We start from the raw sequence: 25,205 nt of genomic DNA on the forward strand, positions 1-25,205 counted from the left end.
ATGATCGGTTGGACGGCCGACTCGAATTGAACGTTCCATGACGGATCACCTTCTCGACGCCTGAGCCGGATTCTTTCCGCCGCTGGAAGTGCCGGTGCGCGGTCCGTCATGGAGGCGGATCGATGGACGGGCACCACTCTGGACAGCCGGCGCGGTATCACCCCTACCGGGGCTCTTCACCGCGGAAGGTCCCAGCGGGCCCAGACGGTTTTGCCGGGGGTGTCGGGGAGTGGGGTGACGCCGAAGGCGTCGGAGAGGGCTTCGACGATGATCAGGCCGCGGCCGTGGACGGCGTCGGGTCCGAGGTTCAGGCGGCGAGGTAGTTCGGGGCCGCGGTCGGCCACCTCGATCCACAGCGTCCCGTCCTCCGCACGGAGGGTGAGCCGGACCAGCGGCTCGCCATAGGAGATGGTGTTGGCCAGCAGTTCGCCGGCCGCCAGGACCACGTCGTCGGCGAGGCGGCCGAGGCCCCAGGCGGTGAGCATCTCCTGCACCAGCCCGCGCGTCTTGCCGATGACCGACAGGTCGTGGGGGAGCGTCCACTGCGCGGCGCGCGGGCCGTACGGCGTCACGGGCATGGCGTCTTCCGGGAGTGACGGCGGGACGGGTGCCGACAGGGGAGTGGTCCGGCCCCCATTCGGACCGGCCGGAGCGGCGAGGGAGGGGTACGGTCCGGCGGCGCGTTCGGCGCCGCGCATCAGGCGGCGCAGTCCGTCGGTCCCTGCGGCGTGCACGATCAGCGGTTCCGGGGCGGGCCAGGCGGCGACGGCGTAGAAGCGGCGGGTGCCGACGCCGTACCAGACGGTCCAGGCGGGCTCGGCCTCGTCCAGGCGCCGGGCGGAGTCGCGGTGGGCGCCGTCCCAGGGGTGAGGCCGGGCCGCCGTGACGGGTGCGCCGTGCCGGTGCCGTCCGCGCCGGGCCGGGGGTGGAGCGGACGGCTCGGGGCGCTCCGGCCGGAGACGGTCACTCTGGTGCGGGGGTGCGGAGGCACCCTGAGGCGCGGGTGCGGAGGGCGGTTCGGGGTGGTCCGGCTCGCTCGCGTGGGGGTTGCCGGAAGGTGATAAACCCGTGCCCACGGAACGGCCGGGTCGATCGCCCGGACCGGTCGGATCCGCTCTTTCGACGGCCATTAGTTCCTCCTTTTTCCTGACATTTCCGCCGGTTCTCTCGGAGATCCAGAAGGCGACTCTTCTAGAGAGGCGAAAGGGCCTCCACGTGGGATCTCACGCGAGACGTTTCCCTTCACAGGGTGCCCTCGGGCCACTACTTTGGGTATGGAACCCCAGGCACACACCCGTGACACTTTGTGTCATTGCTGTGACGTCCGCGCGCCGGGATATACCCCCCTTTTCCCGATGGAGGAAAGATGTCGGAATACTCCAAAGCCGGCCTCCCCCTAAAGCCGTGGATGTTCTTCGGCAACGAGCTGTGCAAGCACCGCAAGCGAGCCGGGTTCACCCAGCAGGCGCTCGCCGAGGCGACGCAGTTCAGCCGGAGCCTGCTGAGCTTCATCGAGCGGGGCGAGCGCACCCCCAGCCGTAACCTGGCCCAACGCTGCGACGATGCCCTGGACGCGAACGGGAACCTCATCCGGCTCTGGTCGCAGATCACCCGGGACGCCAGTCCCCGGTGGTTCCGCGGCTGGCTGGACATCGAGCAGGACGCGCACACCCTGCACACCTGGGAGCCCCTGGTCTTCCCCGGCCTGCTGCAGACCGAGGAGTACGCGCGGGCCGTCATTCGCGGCGAGCCGGGCATATCCGATGAGCAGGTGGAAAAGGCCGTCGCCGCCCGAATGGAAAGGCAGCAGATCTTCAACCGGACCAAGCCGCCGCTTTTCCGGGCGATCATCGACGAAGGAGTCCTTCACCGCCTGATCGGCGGGAGGAAAGCCATGCGCCGTCAACTCCAGGCGATTCTGGAGGCGGTAGAGTCGCCGCGGATCGGCGTCCAGGTCATTCCCCTGACCCTGGGGGTGACGACGGGCATTCTCGGCGGCTTCGTGATCGCGCAGCTTCCGGAGGACTCGGACGCGGCGTACATCGAATCGACGATCAACGGGCACGTGACAAGCCGCCCGGAGGACGTCGATGCTGTGCGCAGCAGATACGACATCCTGCGTGCCGAGGCGCAGCCCCGGCACGTGTCCCTCACCCTGATCAGAGAGGCGGAGAAACTGTGGAGCTGAGCGACGAGCTGAAGACCGCCGCCTGGCGCAAGGCCACCAAGAGCGGGTCCAACCAGGGCAACTGCCTGGAGGTGGCTCCGTTGTCCGGTGGGCGGGTCGGGTTGCGTGACACCGAGGCTCCGGGGCGGGCGCCGTTCGTGGTGAGCGCGAGTGTGTGGGACGCGTTCATCGACGGCGCGAAGAAGGGCGAGTTCGACTTCTGACCCTCGAACGCGAGGGAGGCCCCGGTGTGGCCGTGTGCGCCGCATCCGCTGGGAACCATGAGGCGGGACATGGTGTCGTTCGTGGGGGAATCCAAGGGCCGGGCATGACGACGGCCCCCAGGAGGAGCCTTCCTGGGGGCCGTCGTGGTCCTCCCGGTCGTCGCGGCCGGGCCGTACGCGGAAGCAGGCCGTACGGCGGGCGGTCCGTGGCGCGGGGGAGGGGCGCCGGGCATTCGGTCCTTGAAGAGGTCCGTGACCTCGGACGCTTCGTGCCTTCGGAAAAGGCCCGGAGCCCGTACCGGCGGTCACCGGTCCGGTCGTCCGGAGGCCGGGGCGGGCCGGCTCGTCAGGGCCGGTTGTTCTTGCCGTCCAGCCACAGCACGTCGGATTCGTCGCGGTGGGAACCCGAACTGCCGACGTGCTTGGCGTCGATCTGCGGCCCCTTCTTGATCACGTGTACCAGCGCCATCGCGTGTCCACGGCCGAGATCGTAGTCCTGCTTCAGCCAATCGATGATCACTCCGGCCTTCGTGGCCGGGGCGTCGAAGCCGCGTTCCTTCGCCAGGGTGATGAACTCGCGCGGCGTCAGCCCGGTCTTTTCCTCAATATTGTCAAGGTATGCCTGAAATGACATGATTTCTCCGTTCTATGGTGCAGCGCCCCATGCTAGCCCGCTGATAGCGGTTTGTCCGATGGGCGGGTCCATGACCGGAGTTCTTTCATATCGTTCCGGGTGAAGCCGTCGATTCGGCCGTTCGCCGTCACGGGCCGTGTTCCTTCACGAAGAGACAGCGGCCCGCTCACGGCCCCGAGCAAGGCGACGTCCCGCTGTGGCCCTGTGACGCGCCTGCCATGGCGAGAGGAAGGTGACCTCCGCGCCCGCCCAAGGGCTGCTTCAGAGGCTCTTCGGGTCGCGTACCCGCAGGCCGAAGGCCGACAGGCCCTGCTCGTGGTGCTCGATCAGTCCGAGGCGCCGGTAGAAGGCGTGATTGGCGGGGCCTTCGGGGGTGGATTCGTGGTCGGTGGTGAGGACGAAGTAGCGGCAGTGCGCGTACCGGTCCTTGAGGTGCTCCAGCAACCGGCGGCCGACGCCCTTGCCGTGGTACCGGGCGTTGACCAGCAGTTCCTGCACATAGCAGACGACCTCGTCGTCGGACACCGTCCGTGCCAGGCCGAGCAGGCGGCCCGACTCGTCCCTGGCGGTGACGACCAGGTGCGAGCCGGCCAGGCTCCGGCACACCCGGGCGACGTCGCGCGTCCACGGGTGCCAGCCGACCGAGTCGTAGAGCTCACGCACCTCGGCCTCGTCGAACGACGTCTCCTGAGCGATGATCACCAATTACGGGTCTCCTTGATGTTCCCGGCATGAAGCGACGCGTCAAGCGTAGCCGGGGAGGCCTCCCCGGCTACGCCGATCGAAGTCGTGATGATCATGGATGAGGTGCGGCCGGGTCCTCGCCTGTCCGCCCCGCGGTGGCGGTGTAGGCGGCGTCGAGTCGCTCGAACGCGCCCGGACCGTCGTGCGGTTTCGGTGGGGCGTCGAGGTGGCGGACGCGGAGCTCGTCCATGAGCTCCTCGACGAACGCCGGGCCCTCGTCGCGCATGATCTGCTGCCGGATTCGGAGCTCGGCGCTGCCGGATCTCCAGTCGAGGCCCCAGTTGCCGAGGGCGTAGATGATCGGCAGGGTCTGGATGCCGGCCTCGGTGAGGCTGAAGCGTGCGCGCTGTCCGCGGGCCGCGGTGCCGCGGGTGAGGATCCCCGCGTCGATGAGCCGTTTGAGGCGGTCGGCGAGGATGTTCGAGGCGATGCCCTCGATCGATCCGGTGAGCAGCGCACGGAAGTGCCGGCGGTCACCGAAGATGACGTCGCGCAGCACGAGCAGCGACCAGCGATCTCCGAGTATCTCGACGGCGGCGTTGACCGGGCATCCGGACCGTGGTTCCACGACTCCTCCTTGACAGGCGTTTCGCCCCCAATATAGTGGTTGCGAAATGCAATCACTATGGGGATGGGGAGATGATGGGCCGTTTCCTGTATTGGATGAACGTGTCCCTCGACCTGCGGATCGAGCAGGTCCCGGGGGACGACGGCGCCGGCGAGTGGCTTCGCATCGACGAGGACCTGCACCGCGAGTTCAACGCGCGGGCACGGGCGCTCGCGATGATGGTCCAGGGCCGGGTCATGTACGAGACCATGGAGGAGTACTGGCCGCGGGCACGCGAGGACGCGTCGCTGCCTGACGTCCTGCGTGAATACGGCGAGATCTGGACCACGACGCCCAAGGTGCTCGTCTCCCGCACCCGCCGCGACGCCGGTCACGGCACCCGGGTCATCGGCGGGGACGACGCGATCGAGCAGCTCGCCGCTCTGCGTGCCCGGACCGACGGCACCATCGGGGTGGGCGGAGCGATGCTCGCGACGCAGCTGCTCCGCGCCGGTCTGCTCGACGAGCTGTTGCTCTTCACCCATCCCTCGATCCTCGGCTTCGGCAGGCCGCTGTTCGACGACTACGACCGGCCCATCGATCTCGACCTCCTGGAGCAGCGATCGTTCGCCCACGGCGTCACGATGCACCACTACGCCGTCCGGGACACGAAGGAGATGAGCGCATGCTGACGCGGGTCGCGGAGGGCGTGTGGGTCCACCAGAGCGAGTTCGTGCGGAGCAACGCCGTCGTCGTGCGGGGCCGGGACGGGGTGCTGCTCATCGACCCCGGGGTGACCGGCGCCGAGATCGAATGCCTCGCGGACGACCTCCGTGAGGCGGGCCTATCCGTCGTGGCGGGGTTCTCCACGCATCCGGACTGGGACCACCTGCTCTGGCACGAACGGCTCGGCGAGGTCCCCCGGTACGGCACGGCGCGCTGCGCGGCCACCGTACGGGATCAGCTGTCGGACGCGGGTGCGAAAGACCGCGTCGCCGACCACCTGCTGGAGACGGAGGTCGCCGGGCAGGTGCCGCTCGACCTCCTCGGCCGCATCACCGGCCTGCCCGCCGAAACCACAGAGATCTCCTGGGACGGCCCCAGGATCCGGATCATCGAGCATCAGGCGCACGCCCCGGGCCATGCGGCCCTGCTGATCGAGGAGCGCGGGGTCCTCGTCGCCGGAGACATGCTCTCCGACGTCCTGGTTCCGATGCTCGACCCGGACGCCGCCGACCCGGTCGAGGACCATCTCGCCGCGCTGGACCTGATCGAGGAGATGGCGGGCGGTGCCGACGTCGTCGTCCCCGGCCACGGGTCCGTCGGCGGAGCCGATCAGATACGGGCGCGGATCGACCTGGACCGGGCGTACGTGCTCGCGCTGCGGGACGGCCGGGTCCCCGCCGACCCGCGGATCGGCCCATCGGCCGAGCCCGGCTGGGAGTGGGTGAGCGACGTGCATGAATATCAACTCCGGCGTCTCGCCCGCGGAGGCGAGCACGACGGGACGCCCCGCTAGCGCCGGGCTCGTGCGGCCTCGGAGCCGGGACCTCAGCACGGCGTCAGCCGCGGCGCCGGGTCTCCTCCAGGTAGCGCAGGACGGCCGTGACCCTCCGGTCCGCCCGGTCGGCGGGCGCCAGGTCGAGTTTGGCGAAGATGCTGCGGATGTGCTTGTGGACGGCGCCTTCGCTGATGAAGAGCCGTTCGGAGATGGCGGTGTTGCCCAGTCCCTCGGCCATCACGGCGAGCACGTCGTGCTCCCGGGCGGTCAGCCGTTCCAGCCCGCTGTCGGTGCGGGTGCGGGTGAGCAGCTGCGCGACGACCTCGGGGTCGATGGCCGTGCCCCCGGCGGCCACCCGGTGCAGGGCGTCGAGGAACTGGTCGACACGGCCGACCCTCTCCTTGAGCAGGTATCCGAGCCGGTCGGTTCCGCCGGCGAGCAGTTCGGTGGCGAACGTCTCCTCGACGTAGGCGGACAACACGAGCACCGCCAGGCCGGGCTGAAGGCGTCTGGCCTCGACGGCCGCGGTGATGCCCTCGTCGGTGTGGGTCGGGGGCATCCGGACGTCGACGATGGCCACGTCGGGCCGGTGGGCGGCGACGGCCGCCAGGAAGGCGTCCGGGTGGTCGGTCGTGGCCACCACGTCGAGGGACTCGGCGCGCAGCAGCAGCGCGACCCCCTCGCGCAGCAGCGGGTCGTCCTCGGCTATCACGATCCGCACGGCAACCCCACTTCGAGCGCGGTCGGCCCACCGGGCGGGCTGGTCAGGGTGAGGCGGCCGTCGTGCGCCTCGACCCGGCTGCGGATGCCGGGGAGCCCGGAGCCGCGCCGTTCGTCCGCGCCACCGACGCCGTCGTCCTCGATCCGCAGGGACAGCCGGTCGCCCGCACGCCGTACGGTCACCGTGGCGTGCCGGGCCCGGCTGTGCCTGGAGACGTTGGTGAGCGCCTCGGCGGTCACGAAGTAGGCGGTGGCCTCGATGGAGGCGGGGCACCTGCCGAGCGCGTCGACGTCCACTCGGCAGGGCACACCGCAGTTCGCCGCGAGCCCGGCGAGCGCGCCGGCGAGCCCCCGGTCGGCCAGTACGGGCGGCAGGATGCCGCGGACGGCCGTACGGAGTTCGGACAGCGCCTGCTCGGCGGTCTCCTGGGCGCGTTCGAGCATGTCCTCCGCGTCCGGCCGGTTCCGGGCCAGCGCGCGGCGGGCCGCGCCGAGCAGCACGGTGACCGCGACCAGCCGGTTCTGCGCCCCGTCGTGCAGCGAGCGTTCGATCCGCCGCAGCTCCGCGGCGTGGGCGTCCAGCGCCGCCGCGCGGGTGGCCGACAGCTGCGCGATCCGCAGCGACAGGTCGACGTCGGCGGTGGGCGTCAGAAGCCGGCGCCCCGGCCACCCCTGCAACCGGGCCATCCCCGGCCCCAGCAGCAGGAAGCAGACGGCCATCGCCACGCCGAGCGCCGCGACCGCCATGGCGTCGGCGTCGTCACGCACGTCCCAGAACACCGGGGTCGGGGTGCGGTCCTCCGCGGGCAGCGCCCGCCACCACAGCGGATACGTGATGTTCTGCACGGCGTCCAGCACCATGGTCATCCCGGCCAGGCCGAGGAACAGGCCCAGCGTGCCGTGCGCGAGGAGCCAGCCCAACTCCCGCCGGACGACCGGGTCGGCGAGCGCGGCGCGCGCGCCGGACGGTGCGGGCCCCATGCCGACGATCTCCGGTCCCCAGCGGGACAGGCGGTCACGCTCCCGCTCGGCGACGGCCCGTACGGCACGCGGCACGGTGGGCAGCAGGAGCAGGCCCACACCGATCACACAGGTGAGCCCGGCCACGACGAGCCATGCCAGGGCGGCGAGCGCCAGCAGCGCGGTGCCGAGGCCGCCGACGAGGTGTCCGAACGCGACGGAGACGTCACGGACGCGTGCGGCGGCGCCCCTCCGGCCGTCCCGCCGGGTGCCGCCCGGTTCCGGCTGGTGCGCCGCCATCGTGCCACCCCCTTGGGCCAGAGATTTTAGGACATTTGATCCTTCGGGGCGGTGGCCGGTGCGGACTGCCGCCTACCGTGCCGTTGACGACCCGACGGCCGGACCGTCAACGGCCGGGGCCGTGGACGACGTGCCCCGCGCCGGTCGGATCGACGGCCAAGGAGTCTCCGGCTCCGTCGGCGGGCTCCGGCGTGGGCTCCTCGGCCGGACGGTAACCGAGGCGGCCACGGGTCGCGGCGAGCAGTACGATCGCCGCCGTGGCGGCCGCGAGCAGGGTGACGCGGCTCCCCTGCTCGGCGGTGTCGATCGACGGGAACATCGCCCCGTAGACCATCGACATGAAGTTGTTGACGCTGACGTGCAGCAGCATGACCAGAGGCAGGCTCTGTCCGGTCCGGTTGAACACCCAGGTGACGACCACGCTGAAGGTGCAGCAGAAGGCGATGAACTCGCCGACTCTCATCAGGGTGACGTCCGGCCATCCGCCCCACTCGCTCAGATAAAGCGGCAGATGCCAGACGCCCCACAGCGGGCCGAGGAGGGCGGTGGCGCCCAGCGGGCCGAACCTGCGCTGCATGCGGGGCAGCGCGAAGTCACGCCAGCCGGGCTCCTCGGCCAGACCGGTGGTGACCATCTGGAGCAGCAGGCCGGGCACGTAGGCGATCAGCACGGCGACGGGTGGCATGCGGACGTCCTCGCCGTAGAGGGCCGAGGCGGCGACGATGAGGGCGACGGGGACGGCGAGGACCGAGATGAGATACCAGACCCAGCTGACCCGCCACTTGGTCATCCTCCGTATCCACCGGCGGACGCCTTCCCTGCCGCCCGTGACCCTGGTCACGATGTAGGCGGAGAAGATGGGGCCGAGATAGGCGCCGGGGAGCATCCCGGTGAGCTGCGAGGTGCCGAGCACCTCCGGGAAGCGGAAGTTCCAGACTCCGAGGCCGGTCGCCGAGAGGATGTAGGGCACCCAGGCCACCCAGCTCATCAGGTTGGCCAGTGTGAAAAAGCTGATCAACGGATGGCGGCGGATGAAGCCCCGGAGCCCGCTCTCACCGGTGGAGCGCGCGGCCTCAGGCCGGCTGTCGACTGTCATTTCACTTTCTCCTGGAAGAGCGTTTGACTGACAGTGATCAGCACATCAGCCGGGGGCCCTCCCGGTCGCTCCCGCGTGCACCCCAATGGGGGTACAGCCTGGGGTACCGAGGGAGACGACGGCCAGGTCGGAGCGGGGGCCGGGCATGACGACGGCCGCCGGGAGGAAACGCCTTCCCGGCGGCCGTCACGGTGAACCCCCTGATCGCGGCGGCTGGGCCGTGGGGGACCGGTGTTCAGCGCTATCTAGTGAGGAGCCCCGGGCGTTCACACGCGGGAGGAATCGCCGCGCTCTGGCCGGATCCGGCCGGGTCTGGCATCGAGCTTTTCCCGGACGCGGGCAGGGGCCGGTCGCTACTGTGTTCGAGGTGAAGCTGGTGGTGCAGGTCAAGCTCCTGCCGACGCCCGCGCAGGCGGCGGCCCTGGCGGCGACCCTGCACGCGGTCAACGCCGCCGCCACCGCCGTCTCCCGCACTGCGCATCGGACGAGCACGTTCGGTGTCTACGACCTGCGCCGACGCACTTACGGCGACCTGCGCGCCGATGGGCTGTCGGCGCAGACCGCCCAGCACGTCATCAAGAAGGTCACCGACGCCTATGCCGCCCTGCGCGGCCTGATCCGCACCGGACGGCTGAAGGGTAAGCGCCCGAGCAAGGCCGAGAGCACACCCATCGCGTTCCGGCCCGAGGCCGCCCACCCCTTTGACGACCGGTGCCTGTCCTGGCGCATCGACGCCCGCACCATCTCTATCTGGACGGTGCACGGCCGGATCAAGGACCTCGCCTTCACCGGCTCGACCGCCCAGCTCACGACGCTCGCCGCCCACCGGCGGGGTGAGTCGGATCTGGTGTGCCGGGGCGGCATGTGGTTCCTGATCGCCACCTGTGAGGTGCCCGAAGCGCCGCTCAACACCACCCCGGCCGGGTGGATCGGGGTGGACCGAGGCATCGTGAACCTGGCGACCACCAGCGACGGCGTCAACCACAGCGGCCGAGAGCTGAACCGCTACCGGCGGCGCATGGCCCGCCTCCGGGCCGAACTGCAGGCCAAGGGCACCAAGTCCGCGCGGCGCAAGCTCAAGCGGCGCGCCGGGCGGGAATCCCGGCACGCCGCCCAGGTAAATCACAAGATCGCCGACGAGATCGTGGCCGATGCGCAACGCACCGGGCGCGGCATCGCCGTCGAAGATCTGGCGGGGATCCGTGAGCGGGTACGGTTCTGGCCATCCCAGCGGGCCACGCTCTCGTCCTGGCCGTTCCACCAGATGGGCGAGTTCCTGTCCTACAAGGGCCGCCGCGCAGGCGTGCCGTACACGGCGGTGGATCCGGCCTACACCTCCCAGACGTGTCCGGTGCCCTGGTGCGGGTCTGTCTGCCGGGGCAACCGTCCCACCCGGGACGCCTTCTCTTGTCGGTCGTGCGGGTTCGCTGGGCCCGCCGATCACATCGCCGCCCTCAACGTCGCACGACGGGCCGGGGTGGCGTGGGTGTTCGTCAACGCGCCCAACGATCCCGCCGTGGAAAGCGGGGTCAGTGCGTCCCGCGCCTGCCAGCCAGGCAGGCGCGAGAGGCGCAAGCCCAGGGCATCAGCCCTGGGTCGTTGACCTGGCCTTGAAGAACTCCGCGACCGCGGGGGCGAGGACCTCGGGGGAGGCGTCGTGCGCCTGGCCCTCCAGGATGCGGTGCTCGCCGTTGGACAGCTTGTCGGCGACGGCGGCGCCGGCCTTGCCCATCCAGGGGGCGCTGTTCTCACCGGTCAGGACGAGCGTGGGGGTGTCGACGCCGGACAGCCGCTCGGCGGGCAGCTGGTTGCCCGGGCCGACGACCGCGGCCTCGTAGACGAGGGTGTGCGCGACGGCCTCCATGCCCTCCCAGTAGGGGGACTGGCGCATCTGGTCCACCATCTCGGCGGGGACCTCGGCGGCCTCGGTCATGAAGCGCGCGACCACGTCGCCGCGACGGCCCTCCGAGATGAGGGAGGCGAGCTGGGCCTCGAAGTCCTGGGGGACCGGCGCGCGGCTCTCGTCGACGATGTAGGGCGGCTCGTACACGGCGAGCTTGGTGATCGCGAGCCCGTGGGCCGCGGCCTCCAGGGCGAGCGCCCCGCCGGAGGAGCCGCCGAACACCATCGCCTCGCCGCCGGCGTGCTTGATGATCGCCTCGAGGTCCTCGATCTCCCGCTCGACCGCGTACGGCTGCGTGTCGCCGCTGCCGCCGCGTCCCCGGCGGTCGTAGTTGTACACGGTGAAACCAGCGGGGGCGAGAGCGTCGGCCATACCCGTCCAGATCGGGTGGGAGCGGTCGCTGAACCCACCCTGCACCAGGATGACCGCGGGCCCTTCACCGGACCGGTCGAAAGCGATGGTGGTGCCGTCTGCTGACGTTACGTCCATGGTGAATCTCTCTGTGTAGTGGATATGGACAGTTGTTCGGTCGTGCCCCACCGGGTCTCGCGCGACGGCGACCTGCGCCGGCCCCGCGGGAAAAGGCAGACCCGGTGGAACCAACCTGCACCACCCGTGACCCGGCTGGCATCTCCGAGGATGCTATTCCGGCGGACCGACAATTCCGCGGTCCGGCCGGAGAACGGCCGCTCCGGGCGCTCCACCGCGTTTCCCGAATCCGAGACCTTTCAACCACTGATAACATTTTTAAGGCATTTATCGCCTTATGTGAATTTATGTATCGATCGCGTATTTTGGCGTGGTTTCACGGCGCGGACCCGCGCCCGCACGGCGTGGACGGCCCGGCTCCTGACGCATCCGTACGGCGAGGCGCCCCGGATCCCGCCGCGCGCGTACGACGGGCCGGAACCGGCCCCTCATGCCCGTACGGCGGGCCGGCGCCGTGCGCCCGCCCGCCGTACGCCCGCCACGCGAACCCGCTGAGCGGCCGAGCAGCCGATCAGCGAGCCCGCCGAGCCCGCCGAGCCCGATCAGAAGAGCTCGAAGGCGGAGGGGGAGCGGTGCCAGCCGAAGGCCGGACCGGCGGCGGCCAGCGCGCCCGGGGTCAGCTCCCGGACCAGCCCGGTACCCGCCAGCGTCCGGATCGACGTCCCGCCCATGTAGAGGGCGCCCAGCGCGCGGATGTCGCAGGCCAGGTCGGCGGGGTCGGAGGTGGGGACGCAGGTGGCCGAGTCCGGCGAGCCGGTCAGCCGCCACCGGCCGGTGTTGACCGGCATGAACTCGTCGGTCACGTCGATCACGACGTCCACGGGCGCGGCGTACCGGCGCGACTCCAGGGCCTTGGCGACGTCCACGACGCGGATCCACAGCGCGTCGCACAGGTGCGCCGCGAGCTGCCGCGGCTCGCCGACCCAGTAGAACAGCGGCTCGTCGACCGAGCACGACCACGTCGTGACCGAGCGGGTGAGGTCCACCGTGAGCAGGAACCGCCACAGCGCGTCGTACGCCTCGGGGGTCGTGGAGACCTGCTCCACCAGCTCGACCTGCCCGATCGGGCCGTTGCCGGTCCAGTTGCTGCGCACCCGCCACAGGGCGTAGCCGTCGACGCCGCCGTCGCCCTCGTGCAGGACGACCCGCAGCGCCGAGGCGCCGGCCCGCATCGACATGGTGTCGGCCAGCCGGTAGTCCCAGTGGGCCTCGGTCCGCTCCGACCAGCCGGGCTGCTCGGCGTACACCTGGTCGTAGACCTTGACGAGGGCCTCACGCAGGTCGGCCGGAGTGCCCTCGACGATCCTGCCCTGACCCTTGCCGGGCGGCAGGGTGACCTCGCGGGAGTTCACGTTGAGCCCGATCCGGCGGATCGACAGGCCGTAGCCGAAGCGGTGGTAGATGCGCGCCTCACTGGCCCAGCACAGGGTGATGGCCTCGCCGAGGGCACGGGCGTCCTCGAAGTGCCGGCGCATCATCTTGGTCAGCAGGCCCTGACGGCGGGCGCCGGCGGAGACGGCGCCGCGGCAGCCGTGGGCGGCGGGGATGACCGCTCCGGGGACGGCGATCTGCCGGGTGTTGCACCCCAGCGTGCCGACGACCCGGCCGCCGCTCCGCGCGACCAGCGAACGGTCGGGCTCGAAGAGCTCGCGCTCGGTCTCGCGGCTCTGCGGGTCGCCGTCGATGTTGATGCCCGCGGAGAACGTCGCGTAGATGTCGTCCCAGTCCTCGTGGGTCGGGACCTCGATCGTGATGTCGTCGGCCACGGCTTCCCCAAGGTCGTTGCTCTTCATTTAGTAGCCTCCGGATTGCCACACTCGGGTTTTCGACCGGATTACGGTGAACGGCGTTCGCCCTCGTATCCTCACACCGCCTCATGGGCGGAACATCTCCTGAAATGCGGGACCACCGGCCCGCCGGCGCCCGCGGGGGAAGTCGGCAAAAGCAGAGAAGGGCGTTTACCCGGGGGCTGTAAGAATGAGCCGCATGAAGGCCCTGGTGCTGTCCGGCGGGTCTGGCACCCGCCTGCGTCCTTTCAGTTACTCCATGCCGAAGCAGCTCATCCCGATCGCGAACAAGCCGGTCCTGGAGCACGTGCTGGAGAACATCCGCGACCTCGGCGTCACCGAGGTCGGCGTCATCGTCGGAGGCTGGGCGGCCGAGATCGCCGGAGTGATCGGCGACGGGTCGAGACTGGGGGTGCGCGTCACCTACATCCGGCAGGACCGGCCGCTGGGCCTGGCGCACTGCGTGGCGCTGGCCCGTCCGTTCCTCGGCGACGACGACTTCGTGATGTACCTCGGCGACAACATGCTGCCCGACGGCGTGGAGGCCATCGCCGCGGAGTTCCGGGCCGGCCGGCCCGCGGCGCAGGTCGCGGTGCACCGGGTCGCCGACCCGCGGGCCTTCGGGGTCGTGGAGATGGACCGGGACGGCGAGGTCCGGCGGCTGGTGGAGAAACCCTCGCAGCCCCGCAGCGACCTGGCCATGATCGGCGTCTACTTCTTCACCGCCCGGATCCACGAGGCGGTCGCCGCGATCCGGCCCGGGGCCCGCGGCGAGCTGGAGATCACCGACGCGATCCAGTGGCTGGTCGACCAGGGCTCGACGGTCAGGGCCAGCGAGTACCGGGGCTACTGGAAGGACACCGGCCGGGCCGAGGACGTGCTGGAGTGCAACCGGCGGCTGCTCGCCGAGCTGGGCGACAGGGTCGTGCTGGGTCCCGGGGCGCGGGTGGTGCGGTCGGTGATCGAGGGACCGGCCATCATCGGGGCGAACACCCTGATCGAGGACTGCCACCTCGGGCCCGACGTCTCCATCGGCCAGGACTGCGTGCTGCGCCGTACGCGGCTGGCCGACTCGATCGTGCTGGACGGCGCGACGATCTCCGAGGTCCCGGGCCTGTACGGGTCGATGATCGGGCGTTCGGCCGTCGTCATGCCGGCCGACCGGGAGAAGGTCCAGCACCGGCTGCTGGTCGGCGATCACACGCGGGTCGAACTGGTCGCCTGACGGCCCGGTACGGCGGGCGGCGACCGTACGGCGGGCGGCGACCGTACGACGGGCGGGGAGGCGGCGGGAAGGCGGTCCGGCGGCCGGTCTCCCGGACGCCGGGAGGACACGGACGCCGGGAAGACGCCGATACCGGGAGGACACAGACACCGGGAGGACACAGACACCGGAAAGACGCCGATACCGGGAAGACGCGAAGGGCCGGGCATGGAGAAAGGGGACCTCCACGGGGAGGTCCCCCTTCTCATCCGGCGTCCGGGCCGCCCGCCGTCCGCGGTCAGGCGGCGACGGCGGCCGGGCGGTGGTCAGACGGCGTTCGCCGGGGCGTTGTGATAGGCGGTGAGCAGCCACCGGCCGTCCTGCTTGGCCAGGACCCACGTGGCGTGGACCGCGCGCTCCGGCGCGGGCTGGGTCTCATCGCCCACCAGGGCGCCGCCCCGCGTCACGAGGATGGCGCCGTCGGCGCCGGTGAACCGCACCGAGATCGGCTCGCCGGCCACCCGGGTGCCCCGGAGGGGACCGGCGTAGGCCCCGGCCATGTAGCCGCGGATCCCATCGCGGCCGGAGACGAAGACCCCGGGCAGGACCATGGTGGCGTCCTCGGTGAAGACCTCGGCGAAGGCGTCGGCGTCGTTGGCGGCCCACGCGGCGATGATGCGCTTGGGCACCTCGCTGACGGCCGTGATGTCGTCGGTGATGGTCGGTGATGCGCTCATGCTGGCGTTCCCTCACTCGATGGCTGGGGCAGGGCAGGCCCGGCGGGTCGGCGGAGGGAAGGGGATCGCCCCGCGACCTCGCGGGCCCGCACATTCGCATCGTGGTCGCCCGGTGCCGGAAGGCGCACCTTTCGGCGTGCGGTGTCCGCTTTCCGGGCGTCTTCGCGGTGACCGGAAAGGCGGCGACGGCCGTGGACGGGGAACTCCGGCGAGCCGGGAACGCGCTGGTGGCAGGGGCGGGAACCCGGAAGAACCGGAAAGAAGGGAAAAGGACTTCGACGGCCCGCTCGGGGCGCTGGCAGGAAGTTGCCGGTGACCGGCACCTTGCTGAGGGCTCCGTCCCTGGAACGCCGGGGGCGGCCCCGGAAGACTGACGATGCGGCCGATGACGTCCGCTTCCGGACGTCTCCGCGCCTGGAACGCCGGGTGCGACGCCGCAGGGCCGCCGATGCGGCCGATGACCGCGCCGCTCCCGGCGCCTCCGCGGCGGTTCCCGGACGTTCCCGAGGCGATCCCGGCCGCCCCCGCGCCGGAGCGCACCCCATGGAGGATTGATGATCTCGACGGAGATCGGCCGTGCCGCGGTTCTCGGCTGCGGCCTGATCGGAGCATCGGTGGCGCTCGCGCTGCGCCGTACGGGGGTCCACGTCACCCTGTCCGACCGCGACCCGTACGCGGTGCGCAAGGCCGAGCGGATGGGCGCGGGAACGGCGTCGGCCCACGGTGACCGCCCCGCCGACGTGGTGATCATCGCCACCCCGCCGTCCACGGTCCCCGGCGTGCTGCGCGAGGCCCAGGACCGCGGGCTGGGCCGGGTCTACACCGACGTCGCGAGCACGAAGGCCGGGATCCTCGCCGAGGCCGAGGCCGCCGGCTGCGACGTCTCCGTCTACGTGCCGGGGCATCCGATGGCGGGCGGGGAGTCGTCGGGGCCGGGGGCGGCGCGCGCCGACCTGTTCGCCGGCCGCCGGTGGGCGCTGTGCCCGCATCCGGCGACGCGGCCGGAGGCGGTGCGCCTGGTGACGGAGATGGTGGCGCTGTGCGGGGCCGAGCACCGGCTGATCCGCCCGGACGCCCACGACCGGGTCACCGCCGCGGTCTCCCACGTGCCGCACCTGATGGCGTCGGCGCTGGCGGCGAGGTTCGCGGGGGCCGACGAGACCACGCTCGCGCTGGCGGGCCAGGGCCTGCGGGACGTCACCCGGATCGCGGGCGGTTCCCCCGACCTGTGGTGCGACATCCTGCGGCAGAACGCCGGACCGATCGCCGAGGTGCTCGACGCGGTGGTCCGGGATCTGGCCGAGGTCGCGTCCGCGCTCCGGGAGGCGTCCTCCGGCGCGGCCATGACGTCCGGCTCACCGGAGCTGTCCGATGCGACCATGATGTCCGGTGTATCCGGGACATCCGGCGTGATCATGGCATCCGGTACGCCCGGGATATCCGGTGCGCTCGCCGACCTGCTCGTCCGGGGCAACCGCGGCCGGGCCCTCCTCGCGGACGCGCGTCCGGCCGGGGCGGCGGGCAGGCAGCTCGCGGCGCCGAAGGCGGCGGCCTGACCCGTTTCCCTGTTCCCCGCGATTTCCGCACCTCCCGGAGGGGGCCCTGCTCCCGTGATCCCACCCGATGAACCGCCCCTCGCTCCACGGGTGCCGACAACCGCACTCATGAAGGTGCCGCGGCCGTACGCGGATGCGACATTCGTGAGGAGATCACCGGCGGGCGCCTCCCGGTCCGTGTTTCCCGGAGCTTCCCGGACGACAGGACGAGCGTGCCGGCCTTGTACGCGTCGCGAGCCGGAGGCCGGGGAGCGGTCTTCCGGGGCTCGTCGACGACGACTAGGAGGAAATGGTGCTGACGACCGATGTCCCGGCGCGGGAAGAACTCGTTCGCCGCGCGTCCGAACTGCTGCCGGTGCTGCGGAAGAACGCGGCCTGGTCGGAGGAGAACCGTCGGCTTCACGACGAGTCGATCGAGGCCCTGGCCGAGGCCGGCGTCTTCAAGCTGAGGGTGCCCGCCCGCTACGGCGGCTACGAGGCCGACACCCGCACCCTCGTCGAGGTCGCCGCCGAGCTGGCCAAGGCCGACGGCTCCACCGCGTGGACGGCGTCCGTCTACTGGATCCCCACCTGGATGACCTGCATGTTCCCCGACGCGGTCCAGGACGAGGTGTTCTCCACGCCCGACGTCCGGGTGTGCGGGACGCTGAGCCCGAGCGCCATGGCCACCCCGGTGGAGGGCGGCGTGGTCGTCAACGGCCGCTGGGGCTTCGTCAGCGGCGCCCTGCACAGCCACTGGCAGGAGATCGTCGCCATCCAGGCCGGTCCGGGCGTCGAGCCGATGCCGATCATGGCGCTGGTCCCGATGTCGGACCTGGAGATCGTGGACGACTGGCACACCGCGGGCCTGAAGGGCACCGGCAGCGTCAGCACCGTCGCCAAGGACGTCTTCATTCCCGCCGAGCGCGTCCTGCCCCTGCCCGCGGTGCTCGCCGGGCAGTACGCCTCGGAGCTGAACGCCGCCTCCCCGATCTACCGCGTCCCGCTGCTGCCGGTCGCCTCGGCCTCCTCGGTCGGCACCGCGGTCGGCCTGGCGAAGGCCGCCCAGGAGGCGTTCTTCCAGCGGCTCCCCGACCGGAAGATCACCTACACCGGGTACGCCAGCCAGCGTGAGGCGCCCCTGACGCACCTCCAGGTCGCCGAGGCGGCCATGAAGGTCGACGAGGCCGAGTTCCACGCGGGCCGGCTGGCCGGCCTGGTGGACGGCAAGGGCGTCAGCGGCGAGCAGTGGACGCTGGAGGAGCGGGTCAAGGCCCGCGCGGACATGGGGGCGGTGTGCCGCCTCGCCAAGGAGGCCGTGGACATCTACGCCACGGCCAGCGGAGGGTCGTCGATCTACAGCCACATGCCGATCCAGCGGATCGCCCGCGACATCAGCGCCATGAACCTGCACGCCCTGATGCACCCGAACACCAACGCCGAGCTGTACGGCCGCATCCTCTGCGGCCTGGAGCCCGACACCTTCTACATCTGAGAGACGTCCGGCCCCCGGTTCGTCCGCGGCGCCCCGGCCCCAGGGCCGGGGCGCCGCGCCGCGTCCGGGGGCCCTCGCCGGGAAATCGAGGGGCCTCGCCAGGGAATCGGGGGTCTTCGCCGGGAAAACCGGGAGCCGGAGGATCCCGGATTCCGGGAAACGCGGCCGGCCTCCCGTCCGGGAAACCGCAGAACCCCGGAAACGGGAGAAGCGGCTCCCCGTACCGGGCGGAGAACCGGTGAGTCCGGGAACGACGAAGGCCGTTCCTTTCCGAAGGGTTCTCGGAAAGGAACGGCCTTCCGCCGTGTCCGTGCCCGGGACCGCTAGACCGCGGCGACCTCGGCCTGGCCGGCGACCTTCCGGACCAGCGCCTCCAGGTTGGGGTCCTCCTCGAAGATGTCGCCCACGTCGACGGAGACGCCGAGCTCCTCCTCGATCCGGGACACCAGGCGGACCGCCGAGATCGACTCCCCCTCGAGGTCGAAGAACGTGGCGTCCTCCATCCCGTCCGGCACGTCGAGCACGTGCTTCCAGATCTCCGCGACCCTGCCCTCGATGACCGAGAGGCTGAGCTCGCCGGGACGATTGCCATTCATCCGGGTTCCTCCCATCGCCAGACAAACGTCAATGGCGGCGTGTGAGCAGATCCGCGATCCGCGCAGGTCCGTAGGTCGATTCCTGTTTCCTCATCATCACGGCGCGGCGATCCGGGCGCATCTCCGAGAATGCGAGCGAGACGGCCCGGACGGCGTCACGAGAAAAGCGGGGAAGCGGAAAAGCGGGGAAGCGGGGAAGACGCCCGGCGGCATCACCTGAGGGTCCGCGCGGCGCCCCCCGGGTGCTTCACACCCAGTCGCTCGCGGATGCTCCGCCCGACCGGCACATCGAGCCGCTCGGCCAGTTCCAGGGCCCTGGCCCGCGCCTCGTCGGCCTCGACGCCGGCGCCGGAGGCGCGCAACGCCTCGCTCAGCAGGGCGAGCGCCTCGGCCTCCTGGAGGGGGATCTGCATCCCGCGGAACAGTGAGGCGGACCTGCGCAGGTGGACGGCGGCCTGCTCCGGGTCGCCGGCCACCATGGCCAGCTCGCCCAGCCCGGCGAGCACCTGCGCCTCGGCGAGCCGGTGGCGGGAGCTGCCTGCCGGTTCCAGTGCCTGGTTCAGCATGGCGTCCGCCTCCGCGATGCGCCCCTGACGCAGCCGGGCGATGCCCAGGCCGTGCAGGCTGAACGCCTCGCCCGTGGAGTCGCCGATCTCCCGCACCACCGTCAGCGCCTCCTCGAACGCGCCCGCCGCCAGGCCGAACTCGGACGTCCGGAGGTGGGCCAGGCCCATGCGGTGCAGCACCTGGGCGGTCACCCTGCGGTCGCCCCCGGACTTGCTGAGCGTCAGGGCCTCGGCGAGCATCCTCTTCGCGCCCTCGGGGTCGTCGCAGTCGAGGCGGATCTGGGCGAGGCTGTGCATCGTCTGCGCGGCGGCGGCGTCGTCGCCGACGGAGCGGAAGATCTGCAGCGCCTTCTCGTAGTCCTCCTCGGCGGCCTCGAGGCGGCCGTTCATACGTTCCATGGTCGCGATGCTGCGGACGGCCAGGGCGGTCCGCCGCTCGTCGCCGACGGCCTGGAAGAGCTCGACCGCCGCCTCGAACTCGCGCCGCGCGTCGCCGAAGCGCTGCTCGTTGAACGACAGCGAGCCGGCGGTGTACAGGATCTCCGCCTGGCCGCGCTTGTCGCCGGTGCCGCGGGCGGCCTCCAGGGCGATCTCGTGGGTCTCGCGCCAGTCGTCGAGGTAGACCCGCGACTCGAAGAACGTGGCGGCGGTCGTCGCGATGCGCCAGCACAGCTCCCCGAAACCAGCCTGCGCCGCCTGGCGGATGCCGTACACCAGGAGCGGGCGCTCGCGCTCGAACCACGCGATCGGTTCGGTGACGAGCTGCCGGACCAGCTCGTCGGGCAGGACCTGGGGGATCTCCGTCTCGTCGGAGATCAGCGGACAGGTCCCGAACTCGCGGCACCGGGCCGCGTCGACGAGGAGGAGCAGCCCGCTCAGCAGCCGGCCGAGGGCGGCGCTGCGTTCGGCGGCCGTCTCCTCGGCGGCGAGGCGTTCCCGGGCGAACACCCGGACGAGGTCGTGGAAGCGGTACTGGGTGTGCACGCCCCGCCCGGTGCCGACGACCTCGACGAGCTGGGCCTCGGCCAGGTCGTCCAGCAGGTCCTGCGCGTCGAGGAGCGGCCGCTTCAGCAGGGCCGCGCCGGCCCACCCCGAGAAGACGTGGGAGTCGAGGATCGCCAGCCGCCGGAACAGCCGGCGCGCCTCCTCGCTGATGCCCTCGTAGGTCAGGGAGAGGCTGGCGCGGATCCCCATCTCGCCGTGCATCAGCTCGTCGAGCCTGCGGGTCTCGTCACGCAGCCGGCCCACCAGCTGCCCGACGCTCCAGTGCGGGCGCGCGGCGAGGCGGGCGCCGGCGATGCGCAGCGCCAGCGGCAGGTGCCCGCACAGCTCGGCGAGCGCCGCGGCGGAGTCGGCTTCGGACCGCACGCGGTCGGTCCCGGCCACGTGGGAGAGCAGGTCCACCGAATGGGCCGAGTCGAAGAGGTCCACGTCGACGTGGGTGACGCCGGCCAGCCCGGCGAGCCGGCTCCGGCTGGTGATGATGACGGCCGACGCGGGGTTGCCGGGCAGCAGCGGCAGGACCTGGCTCTCGCTGCCCACGTCGTCCAGCACGATCAGCATCCTGCGGTCGGCCAGCATCGTCCGGTACGTCTCGGCCCGCTCCTCCAGCCCGTCGGGCAGGGCGGTGCCGGGTATGCCGAGGGCGCGCAGGAACCTTTCGAGCACCTGCAGCGGGCTGACCGGGCGGGACACGCCGCTGTGCAGGTTGGCGAAGAGCTGGCCGTCGGGGAAGTGCTCCATGACGCTGTGCGCGGCGTGGACCGCGACGCTGGTCTTGCCGATCCCGGCCCGGCCGGTGATCGCGACGATGGGTACGGCGAAGCGCGCCGCGCCGTCCGAGGCGACGGTCAGCCGCCTGCGGATGGCCTCCACCTGCTCGGCGCGGCCGACGAAGTCGGCGATGCCGGCCGGGAGCATGCCCGGCACCGCCGGGGCGGGGGCCTGCGGCTCGGCCGTGGCCCGCACGGGGGCCTGGGGGGCGTCGAGGCTCTCGTCGGAGGTGAGGATCGCGTGTTCGAGCTGCTGCAGCCGTTCGTTGGGCTCGATGCCCAGCTCGTCGATCATGGTGCGCCGGGCGTCGCGGTAGACCTGGAGCGCCTCGGCCTGCCGGCCCGAGCGGTACAGCGCCGTCATGAGCTGGCCGAGGAGCCGTTCGCGCAGCGGGTACTCCTCCACGAGCCGGGTGAGCTCGCCCACCAGCTCGTGGTGGCGGCCGAGGTCGAGCTCCAGCTGGAGGCAGTCCTCGTTGGAGGTGATCCGCTGCTCGGCGAGGCGGGTCGCGACCGACTGCACCAGCCGGCTGTCGATGCCCTCCAGAGCCGGTCCCCGCCACAGCGCGAGCGCCTCGCGGTAGTTCCTGACGGCCTCCTCGGGCTCGCCGTCGTCACGGGCGCGGCGGGCCCGCAGGACGAGGTTCTCGAAGCGGCACGCGTCTATCTGCTCGTCGTCGGCCCGCAGCGCGTACCCCTGCGACCTCGTCACGATCACCTCTTCGCCGCCGTGGCCGGCGAAGAGCCGCCTCAGCGCCGAGATGCAGATCTGCACCTGGGCCCGTGACGTGGCGGGCGGGTCGTCCCCGTAGATGGCCTCCATGAGCCGGCCCGTGGCCACCGTACGGTTGGCGTCCAGGAGGAGGACCGCCAGAACGGTCTGCTGCCGGACTCCACCGAGGTCCACACGTCGCCCCCCGGCGGTGACTTCGAGCGCTCCCAGAACGCGAAATTCCACGCGCATCTCCTTGAAGAAACTTCCGTCCCCCGGCGTGGTGGAACCTCCACGCTTTACCGCCTTGCGGAGTACGGGAAGTGGCGGACCTCCCGAGGCCGGCTTTCCTGGTCACAGGAAGTTTACGTAAAGCATGGTCCGGGAACGCCAGGGGTTCTGCGCGGTGTGTTCCAAGATCGGCACGCTAACGCCACCTTGTTCGCGATTGTACGCTCTGTCCGTTTCGTGAGTGGATGGTACATCGCTGAATGGGAGGTTGCCAGGCGAACCGCCTGCTCTCCGGCAATTCCCCTTGTCAACCAGGTGAAAAAACACGGAACGGCCGGGGGTTCGCGTCCCCGGCCGTTCCGTGTCAGATGGTGTGCCTGTCAGCCCCAGGGGTTGCAGCACAGGGGGCGGTGGGTGACGGGCGGCGGGGGGACGGGGGTGTCGGAGGCGTTCGCGGCCATGCCGGTGACGGTGACGCCCGCGAGGGCGATGACGATCGAGAAACCCAGTCGCACGACGGTCTTGCTGATCTTGCCGCTCATCTCTACCTCCGTGGTCGTGGCGGCGTCGCCGTAGACGCCGTTCCTGACACCGATGACGCTCGCACGGCCCGCCATCGAGTCCCTATCGCTTCCCTTAGCGTCAGGCATATCCCCAGTTGAGGATGTATTCAAGGGGTTTCGGCGTGCTCGAATGGTGATTAGGGTCAGCGGTTCGGGGCTGCCGGCCGGCCCCGGTCCGGCCATCCACCGCCGGGAGTCGCGGCGGCCGGATGGCGGGCGGATGGCGGACGCATGACGGGCCGATAAGCGGGCGAAGGTGAACCGATAGCGCGGTCCGCGAATCTTGGACGAAGCCCAGGCGGAGCCGGCGCTCGCAGCGGCGCCGTCTGGGCGGCCAAGGCGAAAGCGCCGAACCGGGCCGCCCGTGGACGGGCCCGTTGGACAGGTGACGGTGAGATGGGTATTGCTATTCAGACACTGGACAGTGTCTACGGCCGACCGGCCGCCAGCGTCAGGGTCCGGCTGGAGTGCTCCGAGGGCGGCCACTGGAATCCCGACGCCAAAGCCGAAACCGACCACGAGGGCTGCATCCGGGACTGGAGCGGCCGCCGTTTCGAACGCGGGGTTTACCGCCTCGTCTTCGAAAGCGACCGGTACTTCGTCGGCCTCGGGCTCACCGCCGCCTATTCGGAGATAGTCGTTCTCTTCCGCATGCACGACGAGACCGACTCCTACCAGATCCAGGTCCAGCTCTCGCCGTACTCCTATTCGGCGTATTTCGGCTCGGCCGGCTGACGGGTGTCAGCGCCCCCCAGGCACACCAGGTTCACGCAGGTAAGGGTTCCGACAGTGAATATCGGACGATACACCGCATTCCCCCAGGTTCCCCTGAACGGTCGCAGGTGGCCGGACGCCACCGTCACCGCCGCGCCCCGCTGGCTCTCCACCGACCTGCGGGACGGCAACCAGGCGCTGGCGGCCCCCATGACCCCGGCGCGCAAGCTGGCGATGTTCGACCTGCTGGTGCGCATGGGATACAAGGAGATCGAGGTCGGCTTCCCCGCCGCCAGCCGCGACGACCACGACTTCGTCCGGATGCTCATCGAGGACGACCTCGTCCCCGACGACGTCCGCGTCTCGGTGCTCGTCCAGGCCCGCGAGGAGCTGATCGAACGCACCGCGGAGAGCCTGGCGGGGGCGCGGCGCGCCACCGTCCACCTCTACAACGCGACGTCGCCGTGGTTCCGCAGCCGGGTGTTCGGCATGGACCGCGACGAGTGCAAGGACCTCGCCGTACGGGGCACCCGGCTGGTGACGAAGTACGCCGAACGCTTCCTGGACGGCTGCGACCTGGGCTTCCAGTACTCTCCCGAGCACTTCGCCGACACCGAGCCGGAGTTCTCGCTGGAGGTCTGCGAGGCCGTCATGGACGTGTGGCAGCCCGGCCCGGGGCGGGAGATCATCCTGAACTTCCCCACGACGGTCGAGCGGTCCACCCCCAACGTCTTCGCCGACCAGATCGAGTGGATGCACCGCAACCTGTCGCGGCGCGAGCACCTGTGCCTCTCGGTCCACCCGCACAACGACCGGGGCACCGGCGTCGCCGCCGCCGAGCTGGCCGTGCTGGCCGGGGCCCAGCGGATCGAGGGCTGCCTGTTCGGCAACGGGGAACGGGCCGGCAACGTGTGCCTGGTGACCCTCGGGCTGAACCTGCTCACCCAGGGCGTCGACCCCGGCGTCGACTTCCGCGACCTCGACCGCGTCCGGCGCACGGTCGAGGGGTGCACCGGGATACCGGTCCACCCCCGCCACCCCTACGGCGGCGACCTCGTCTACACCGCTTTCTCCGGCTCCCACCAGGACGCCATCAACAAGGGCTTCGACGCCCTGGAGCGGGAGGCCGCCGAGGCGGGCGCCGAGCCGGCCGGGCTGCCGTGGCGCCTGCCGTACCTGCCGCTGGACCCGCAGGACGTGGGGCGGACCTACGAGGCCATCGTGCGGATCAACAGCCAGTCCGGCAAGGGCGGCCTGGCCTACGTCATGAGCGCCCGGCACGGGCTGAACCTGCCCCGCGGGCTGCGGGTGGAGTTCGCCCGGACGGTGCAGGCGCTGGCCGACGCCGAGGGCGGGGAGATCGCCCCCGACCGGCTGCGGGAGTGCTTCGAGCGCGAGTACGTCATCGGCGCGGCGGACGGGCCCGGCGCGACGGCCCCGGCCGGGGCCGCCGTCTCCGTCACGGCCCCGGGCGGCGTCCCGGCGGCCGTCGTCCTGCACGTCGACGGCGGCGGGTTCGACGCCGGCCGGGACCGGACCGACGCGGTGCGGGCCGTACGCGCCGAGCTCGCCCGGCTGGGGCTGCGGGTGCGCGCCGTACACCACACCGGTCCAGCGGGCGGGACCGGCGGGGTCGGCGGGGTCACGGTCTACGCCGAGCTCCAGGCGGGCGGGACGGTCTTCTGGGGGGCCGGGACCGGACCGGACCTGCGGGCCGCCGCGCTGTCGGCCGCCGCCTCCGCCGCCGCCAGGGCGCGGAGGGGACGGGCGTCCCGTACGGAGGTCCCGGCGTCCCCCGCCGCGCCTCCCGCGCCTCCCGCACCGGAGGCCGTGGCACCCGCAACACCCGCGGCACCCGCGGAGGAGGCGGCGACGCTCACCTGGACGAGGAACACGCGGACGAGGAGCACGCGGGCGAGGAGCACGCGGACGACGGCGGGACGGTGACGACCGGCGAGCGGTGACCGGCCGGATGACGGCGCGACGAGACGCAAGAGCCCCGGTGAGG

Annotated in this window: 23 protein-coding genes; 10 read left to right on the plus strand and 13 right to left on the minus strand. The window is 71.5% G+C overall.

The window, feature by feature from the left end:
- Positions 1-176: 176 nt before the first annotated feature.
- Positions 177-1,076 carry an ATP-binding protein gene (locus tag ACFYSC_RS19975; RefSeq protein ID WP_389963449.1) on the minus strand — a complete coding sequence of 300 codons (900 nt, stop codon included), beginning with the start codon at positions 1,074-1,076 and terminating at the stop codon, positions 177-179.
- Positions 1,077-1,366: 290 nt separating this feature from the next.
- Here ACFYSC_RS19975 and ACFYSC_RS19980 point away from each other — a divergent pair, with 290 nt between their 5' ends.
- Both ACFYSC_RS19980 and ACFYSC_RS19985 read left to right on the plus strand, forming a co-directional pair.
- On the plus strand, positions 1,367-2,188 hold the full coding sequence (locus ACFYSC_RS19980; RefSeq protein ID WP_389963452.1) for a Scr1 family TA system antitoxin-like transcriptional regulator: 822 nt from the start codon (positions 1,367-1,369) through the stop codon (positions 2,186-2,188).
- Positions 2,179-2,391 (plus strand): DUF397 domain-containing protein, encoded by a 213-nt coding sequence (locus ACFYSC_RS19985; RefSeq protein WP_389963455.1) that lies wholly within the window; start codon positions 2,179-2,181, stop codon positions 2,389-2,391. The genes ACFYSC_RS19980 and ACFYSC_RS19985 overlap by 10 nt, the downstream gene beginning before the upstream one ends.
- A 346-nt stretch (positions 2,392-2,737) precedes the next feature.
- Here ACFYSC_RS19985 and ACFYSC_RS19990 read toward each other — a convergent pair whose 3' ends face one another.
- From ACFYSC_RS19990 to ACFYSC_RS20000, 3 genes are all read right to left on the minus strand, one after another.
- Positions 2,738-3,025, minus strand: a complete 288-nt coding sequence (locus tag ACFYSC_RS19990; RefSeq protein WP_389963458.1) for a DUF4287 domain-containing protein — start codon at positions 3,023-3,025, stop codon at positions 2,738-2,740.
- Positions 3,026-3,286: 261 nt separating this feature from the next.
- The gene (locus ACFYSC_RS19995; RefSeq protein WP_389963461.1) at positions 3,287-3,727 is read right to left on the minus strand and encodes a GNAT family N-acetyltransferase; all 441 of its coding nucleotides are present in this window, start codon (positions 3,725-3,727) and stop codon (positions 3,287-3,289) included.
- Between the two features lie 94 nt (positions 3,728-3,821).
- Positions 3,822-4,337 carry a winged helix-turn-helix transcriptional regulator gene (locus ACFYSC_RS20000; protein WP_389963464.1) on the minus strand — a complete coding sequence of 172 codons (516 nt, stop codon included), beginning with the start codon at positions 4,335-4,337 and terminating at the stop codon, positions 3,822-3,824.
- Between the two features lie 95 nt (positions 4,338-4,432).
- On the opposite strand from ACFYSC_RS20000, the gene ACFYSC_RS20005 reads away from it, so the two are divergent.
- Together ACFYSC_RS20005 and ACFYSC_RS20010 are read left to right on the plus strand one after the other, a co-directional pair.
- Positions 4,433-5,008: a dihydrofolate reductase family protein gene (locus tag ACFYSC_RS20005; RefSeq protein ID WP_389963467.1), complete on the plus strand. Its 576-nt coding sequence runs from the start codon at positions 4,433-4,435 to the stop codon at positions 5,006-5,008.
- Positions 5,002-5,835 carry an MBL fold metallo-hydrolase gene (locus ACFYSC_RS20010; RefSeq protein WP_389963470.1) on the plus strand — a complete coding sequence of 278 codons (834 nt, stop codon included), beginning with the start codon at positions 5,002-5,004 and terminating at the stop codon, positions 5,833-5,835. The genes ACFYSC_RS20005 and ACFYSC_RS20010 overlap by 7 nt, the downstream gene beginning before the upstream one ends.
- 43 nt (positions 5,836-5,878) lie before the next feature.
- On the opposite strand, the gene ACFYSC_RS20015 is transcribed toward ACFYSC_RS20010, so the two are convergent.
- From ACFYSC_RS20015 to ACFYSC_RS20025, 3 genes are all read right to left on the minus strand, one after another.
- Positions 5,879-6,538 (minus strand): response regulator, encoded by a 660-nt coding sequence (locus tag ACFYSC_RS20015; RefSeq protein WP_389963472.1) that lies wholly within the window; start codon positions 6,536-6,538, stop codon positions 5,879-5,881.
- Entirely contained in the window at positions 6,526-7,797 is a 1,272-nt protein-coding gene (locus ACFYSC_RS20020; RefSeq protein ID WP_389963475.1) for a sensor histidine kinase, read from the minus strand. The genes ACFYSC_RS20015 and ACFYSC_RS20020 overlap by 13 nt, the downstream gene beginning before the upstream one ends.
- 106 nt (positions 7,798-7,903) lie before the next feature.
- Entirely contained in the window at positions 7,904-8,893 is a 990-nt protein-coding gene (locus ACFYSC_RS20025; RefSeq protein ID WP_389963478.1) for a CPBP family intramembrane glutamic endopeptidase, read from the minus strand.
- A 367-nt stretch (positions 8,894-9,260) separates the two neighbouring features.
- Here ACFYSC_RS20025 and ACFYSC_RS20030 point away from each other — a divergent pair, with 367 nt between their 5' ends.
- Complete coding sequence (locus ACFYSC_RS20030) at positions 9,261-10,496, plus strand: RNA-guided endonuclease InsQ/TnpB family protein (protein WP_389963481.1); 1,236 nt, start codon at positions 9,261-9,263, stop codon at positions 10,494-10,496.
- Here ACFYSC_RS20030 and ACFYSC_RS20035 read toward each other — a convergent pair.
- Both ACFYSC_RS20035 and ACFYSC_RS20040 read right to left on the minus strand, forming a co-directional pair.
- Complete coding sequence (locus ACFYSC_RS20035) at positions 10,479-11,285, minus strand: alpha/beta fold hydrolase (RefSeq protein WP_389963484.1); 807 nt, start codon at positions 11,283-11,285, stop codon at positions 10,479-10,481. The two genes, ACFYSC_RS20030 and ACFYSC_RS20035, sit on opposite strands and share 18 nt — an antisense overlap.
- 542 nt (positions 11,286-11,827) lie before the next feature.
- A complete protein-coding gene (locus ACFYSC_RS20040; protein WP_389963487.1) occupies positions 11,828-13,078 on the minus strand; it encodes a GNAT family N-acetyltransferase in 1,251 nt (416 codons plus the stop codon).
- A gap of 193 nt (positions 13,079-13,271) precedes the next feature.
- Between ACFYSC_RS20040 and ACFYSC_RS20045 the strand changes: the two genes are divergently transcribed.
- Positions 13,272-14,297 carry a glucose-1-phosphate thymidylyltransferase gene (locus tag ACFYSC_RS20045; RefSeq protein WP_389963490.1) on the plus strand — a complete coding sequence of 342 codons (1,026 nt, stop codon included), beginning with the start codon at positions 13,272-13,274 and terminating at the stop codon, positions 14,295-14,297.
- A gap of 305 nt (positions 14,298-14,602) precedes the next feature.
- On the opposite strand, the gene ACFYSC_RS20050 is transcribed toward ACFYSC_RS20045, so the two are convergent.
- The gene (locus ACFYSC_RS20050) at positions 14,603-15,013 is read right to left on the minus strand and encodes an SgcJ/EcaC family oxidoreductase (protein ID WP_362941950.1); all 411 of its coding nucleotides are present in this window, start codon (positions 15,011-15,013) and stop codon (positions 14,603-14,605) included.
- Between the two features lie 554 nt (positions 15,014-15,567).
- Between ACFYSC_RS20050 and ACFYSC_RS20055 the strand changes: the two genes are divergently transcribed.
- Positions 15,568-16,569, plus strand: a complete 1,002-nt coding sequence (locus ACFYSC_RS20055) for a prephenate dehydrogenase (RefSeq protein ID WP_389963495.1) — start codon at positions 15,568-15,570, stop codon at positions 16,567-16,569.
- A gap of 289 nt (positions 16,570-16,858) precedes the next feature.
- Positions 16,859-18,043, plus strand: a complete 1,185-nt coding sequence (locus ACFYSC_RS20060) for an acyl-CoA dehydrogenase family protein (protein ID WP_389963498.1) — start codon at positions 16,859-16,861, stop codon at positions 18,041-18,043.
- 323 nt (positions 18,044-18,366) lie between these two features.
- Here the strand turns inward: ACFYSC_RS20060 and ACFYSC_RS20065 are convergent, their stop codons facing one another.
- From ACFYSC_RS20065 to ACFYSC_RS20075, 3 genes are all read right to left on the minus strand, one after another.
- Positions 18,367-18,639: a phosphopantetheine-binding protein gene (locus ACFYSC_RS20065; RefSeq protein WP_389963501.1), complete on the minus strand. Its 273-nt coding sequence runs from the start codon at positions 18,637-18,639 to the stop codon at positions 18,367-18,369.
- Between the two features lie 212 nt (positions 18,640-18,851).
- Positions 18,852-21,935 (minus strand): BTAD domain-containing putative transcriptional regulator, encoded by a 3,084-nt coding sequence (locus tag ACFYSC_RS20070; RefSeq protein ID WP_389963504.1) that lies wholly within the window; start codon positions 21,933-21,935, stop codon positions 18,852-18,854.
- 365 nt (positions 21,936-22,300) lie between these two features.
- Positions 22,301-22,570: a hypothetical protein gene (locus tag ACFYSC_RS20075; protein WP_389963507.1), complete on the minus strand. Its 270-nt coding sequence runs from the start codon at positions 22,568-22,570 to the stop codon at positions 22,301-22,303.
- 309 nt (positions 22,571-22,879) lie between these two features.
- Between ACFYSC_RS20075 and ACFYSC_RS20080 the strand changes: the two genes are divergently transcribed.
- Both ACFYSC_RS20080 and ACFYSC_RS20085 read left to right on the plus strand, forming a co-directional pair.
- Positions 22,880-23,218: a hydroxyisourate hydrolase gene (locus ACFYSC_RS20080; RefSeq protein WP_362941931.1), complete on the plus strand. Its 339-nt coding sequence runs from the start codon at positions 22,880-22,882 to the stop codon at positions 23,216-23,218.
- Between the two features lie 54 nt (positions 23,219-23,272).
- Positions 23,273-25,144 (plus strand): 2-isopropylmalate synthase, encoded by a 1,872-nt coding sequence (locus tag ACFYSC_RS20085; protein WP_389963511.1) that lies wholly within the window; start codon positions 23,273-23,275, stop codon positions 25,142-25,144.
- Positions 25,145-25,205 lie beyond the last annotated feature (61 nt).

It is taken from the genome of Streptosporangium sp. NPDC004379, assembly GCF_042873875.1.
Classification (GTDB): domain Bacteria; phylum Actinomycetota; class Actinomycetes; order Streptosporangiales; family Streptosporangiaceae; genus Streptosporangium.

Excerpts from the sequence above, each read along its gene's own strand:
- ACFYSC_RS19980 (WP_389963452.1), top strand. The coding sequence starts at position 1,367 with ATGTCGGAATACTCCAAAGCCGGCCTCCCCCTAAAGCCGTGGATGTTC.
- ACFYSC_RS19990 (WP_389963458.1), bottom strand. The coding sequence starts at position 3,025 with ATGTCATTTCAGGCATACCTTGACAATATTGAGGAAAAGACCGGGCTG.
- ACFYSC_RS20005 (WP_389963467.1), top strand. The coding sequence starts at position 4,433 with ATGAACGTGTCCCTCGACCTGCGGATCGAGCAGGTCCCGGGGGACGAC.
- ACFYSC_RS20010 (WP_389963470.1), top strand. The coding sequence starts at position 5,002 with ATGCTGACGCGGGTCGCGGAGGGCGTGTGGGTCCACCAGAGCGAGTTC.
- ACFYSC_RS20020 (WP_389963475.1), bottom strand. The coding sequence starts at position 7,797 with ATGGCGGCGCACCAGCCGGAACCGGGCGGCACCCGGCGGGACGGCCGG.
- ACFYSC_RS20025 (WP_389963478.1), bottom strand. The coding sequence starts at position 8,893 with ATGACAGTCGACAGCCGGCCTGAGGCCGCGCGCTCCACCGGTGAGAGC.
- ACFYSC_RS20035 (WP_389963484.1), bottom strand. The coding sequence starts at position 11,285 with ATGGACGTAACGTCAGCAGACGGCACCACCATCGCTTTCGACCGGTCC.
- ACFYSC_RS20040 (WP_389963487.1), bottom strand. The coding sequence starts at position 13,078 with ATGAAGAGCAACGACCTTGGGGAAGCCGTGGCCGACGACATCACGATC.
- ACFYSC_RS20045 (WP_389963490.1), top strand. The coding sequence starts at position 13,272 with ATGAAGGCCCTGGTGCTGTCCGGCGGGTCTGGCACCCGCCTGCGTCCT.
- ACFYSC_RS20050 (WP_362941950.1), bottom strand. The coding sequence starts at position 15,013 with ATGAGCGCATCACCGACCATCACCGACGACATCACGGCCGTCAGCGAG.
- ACFYSC_RS20055 (WP_389963495.1), top strand. The coding sequence starts at position 15,568 with ATGATCTCGACGGAGATCGGCCGTGCCGCGGTTCTCGGCTGCGGCCTG.
- ACFYSC_RS20060 (WP_389963498.1), top strand. The coding sequence starts at position 16,859 with ATGGTGCTGACGACCGATGTCCCGGCGCGGGAAGAACTCGTTCGCCGC.
- ACFYSC_RS20065 (WP_389963501.1), bottom strand. The coding sequence starts at position 18,639 with ATGAATGGCAATCGTCCCGGCGAGCTCAGCCTCTCGGTCATCGAGGGC.
- ACFYSC_RS20075 (WP_389963507.1), bottom strand. The coding sequence starts at position 22,570 with ATGCCTGACGCTAAGGGAAGCGATAGGGACTCGATGGCGGGCCGTGCG.
- ACFYSC_RS20080 (WP_362941931.1), top strand. The coding sequence starts at position 22,880 with ATGGGTATTGCTATTCAGACACTGGACAGTGTCTACGGCCGACCGGCC.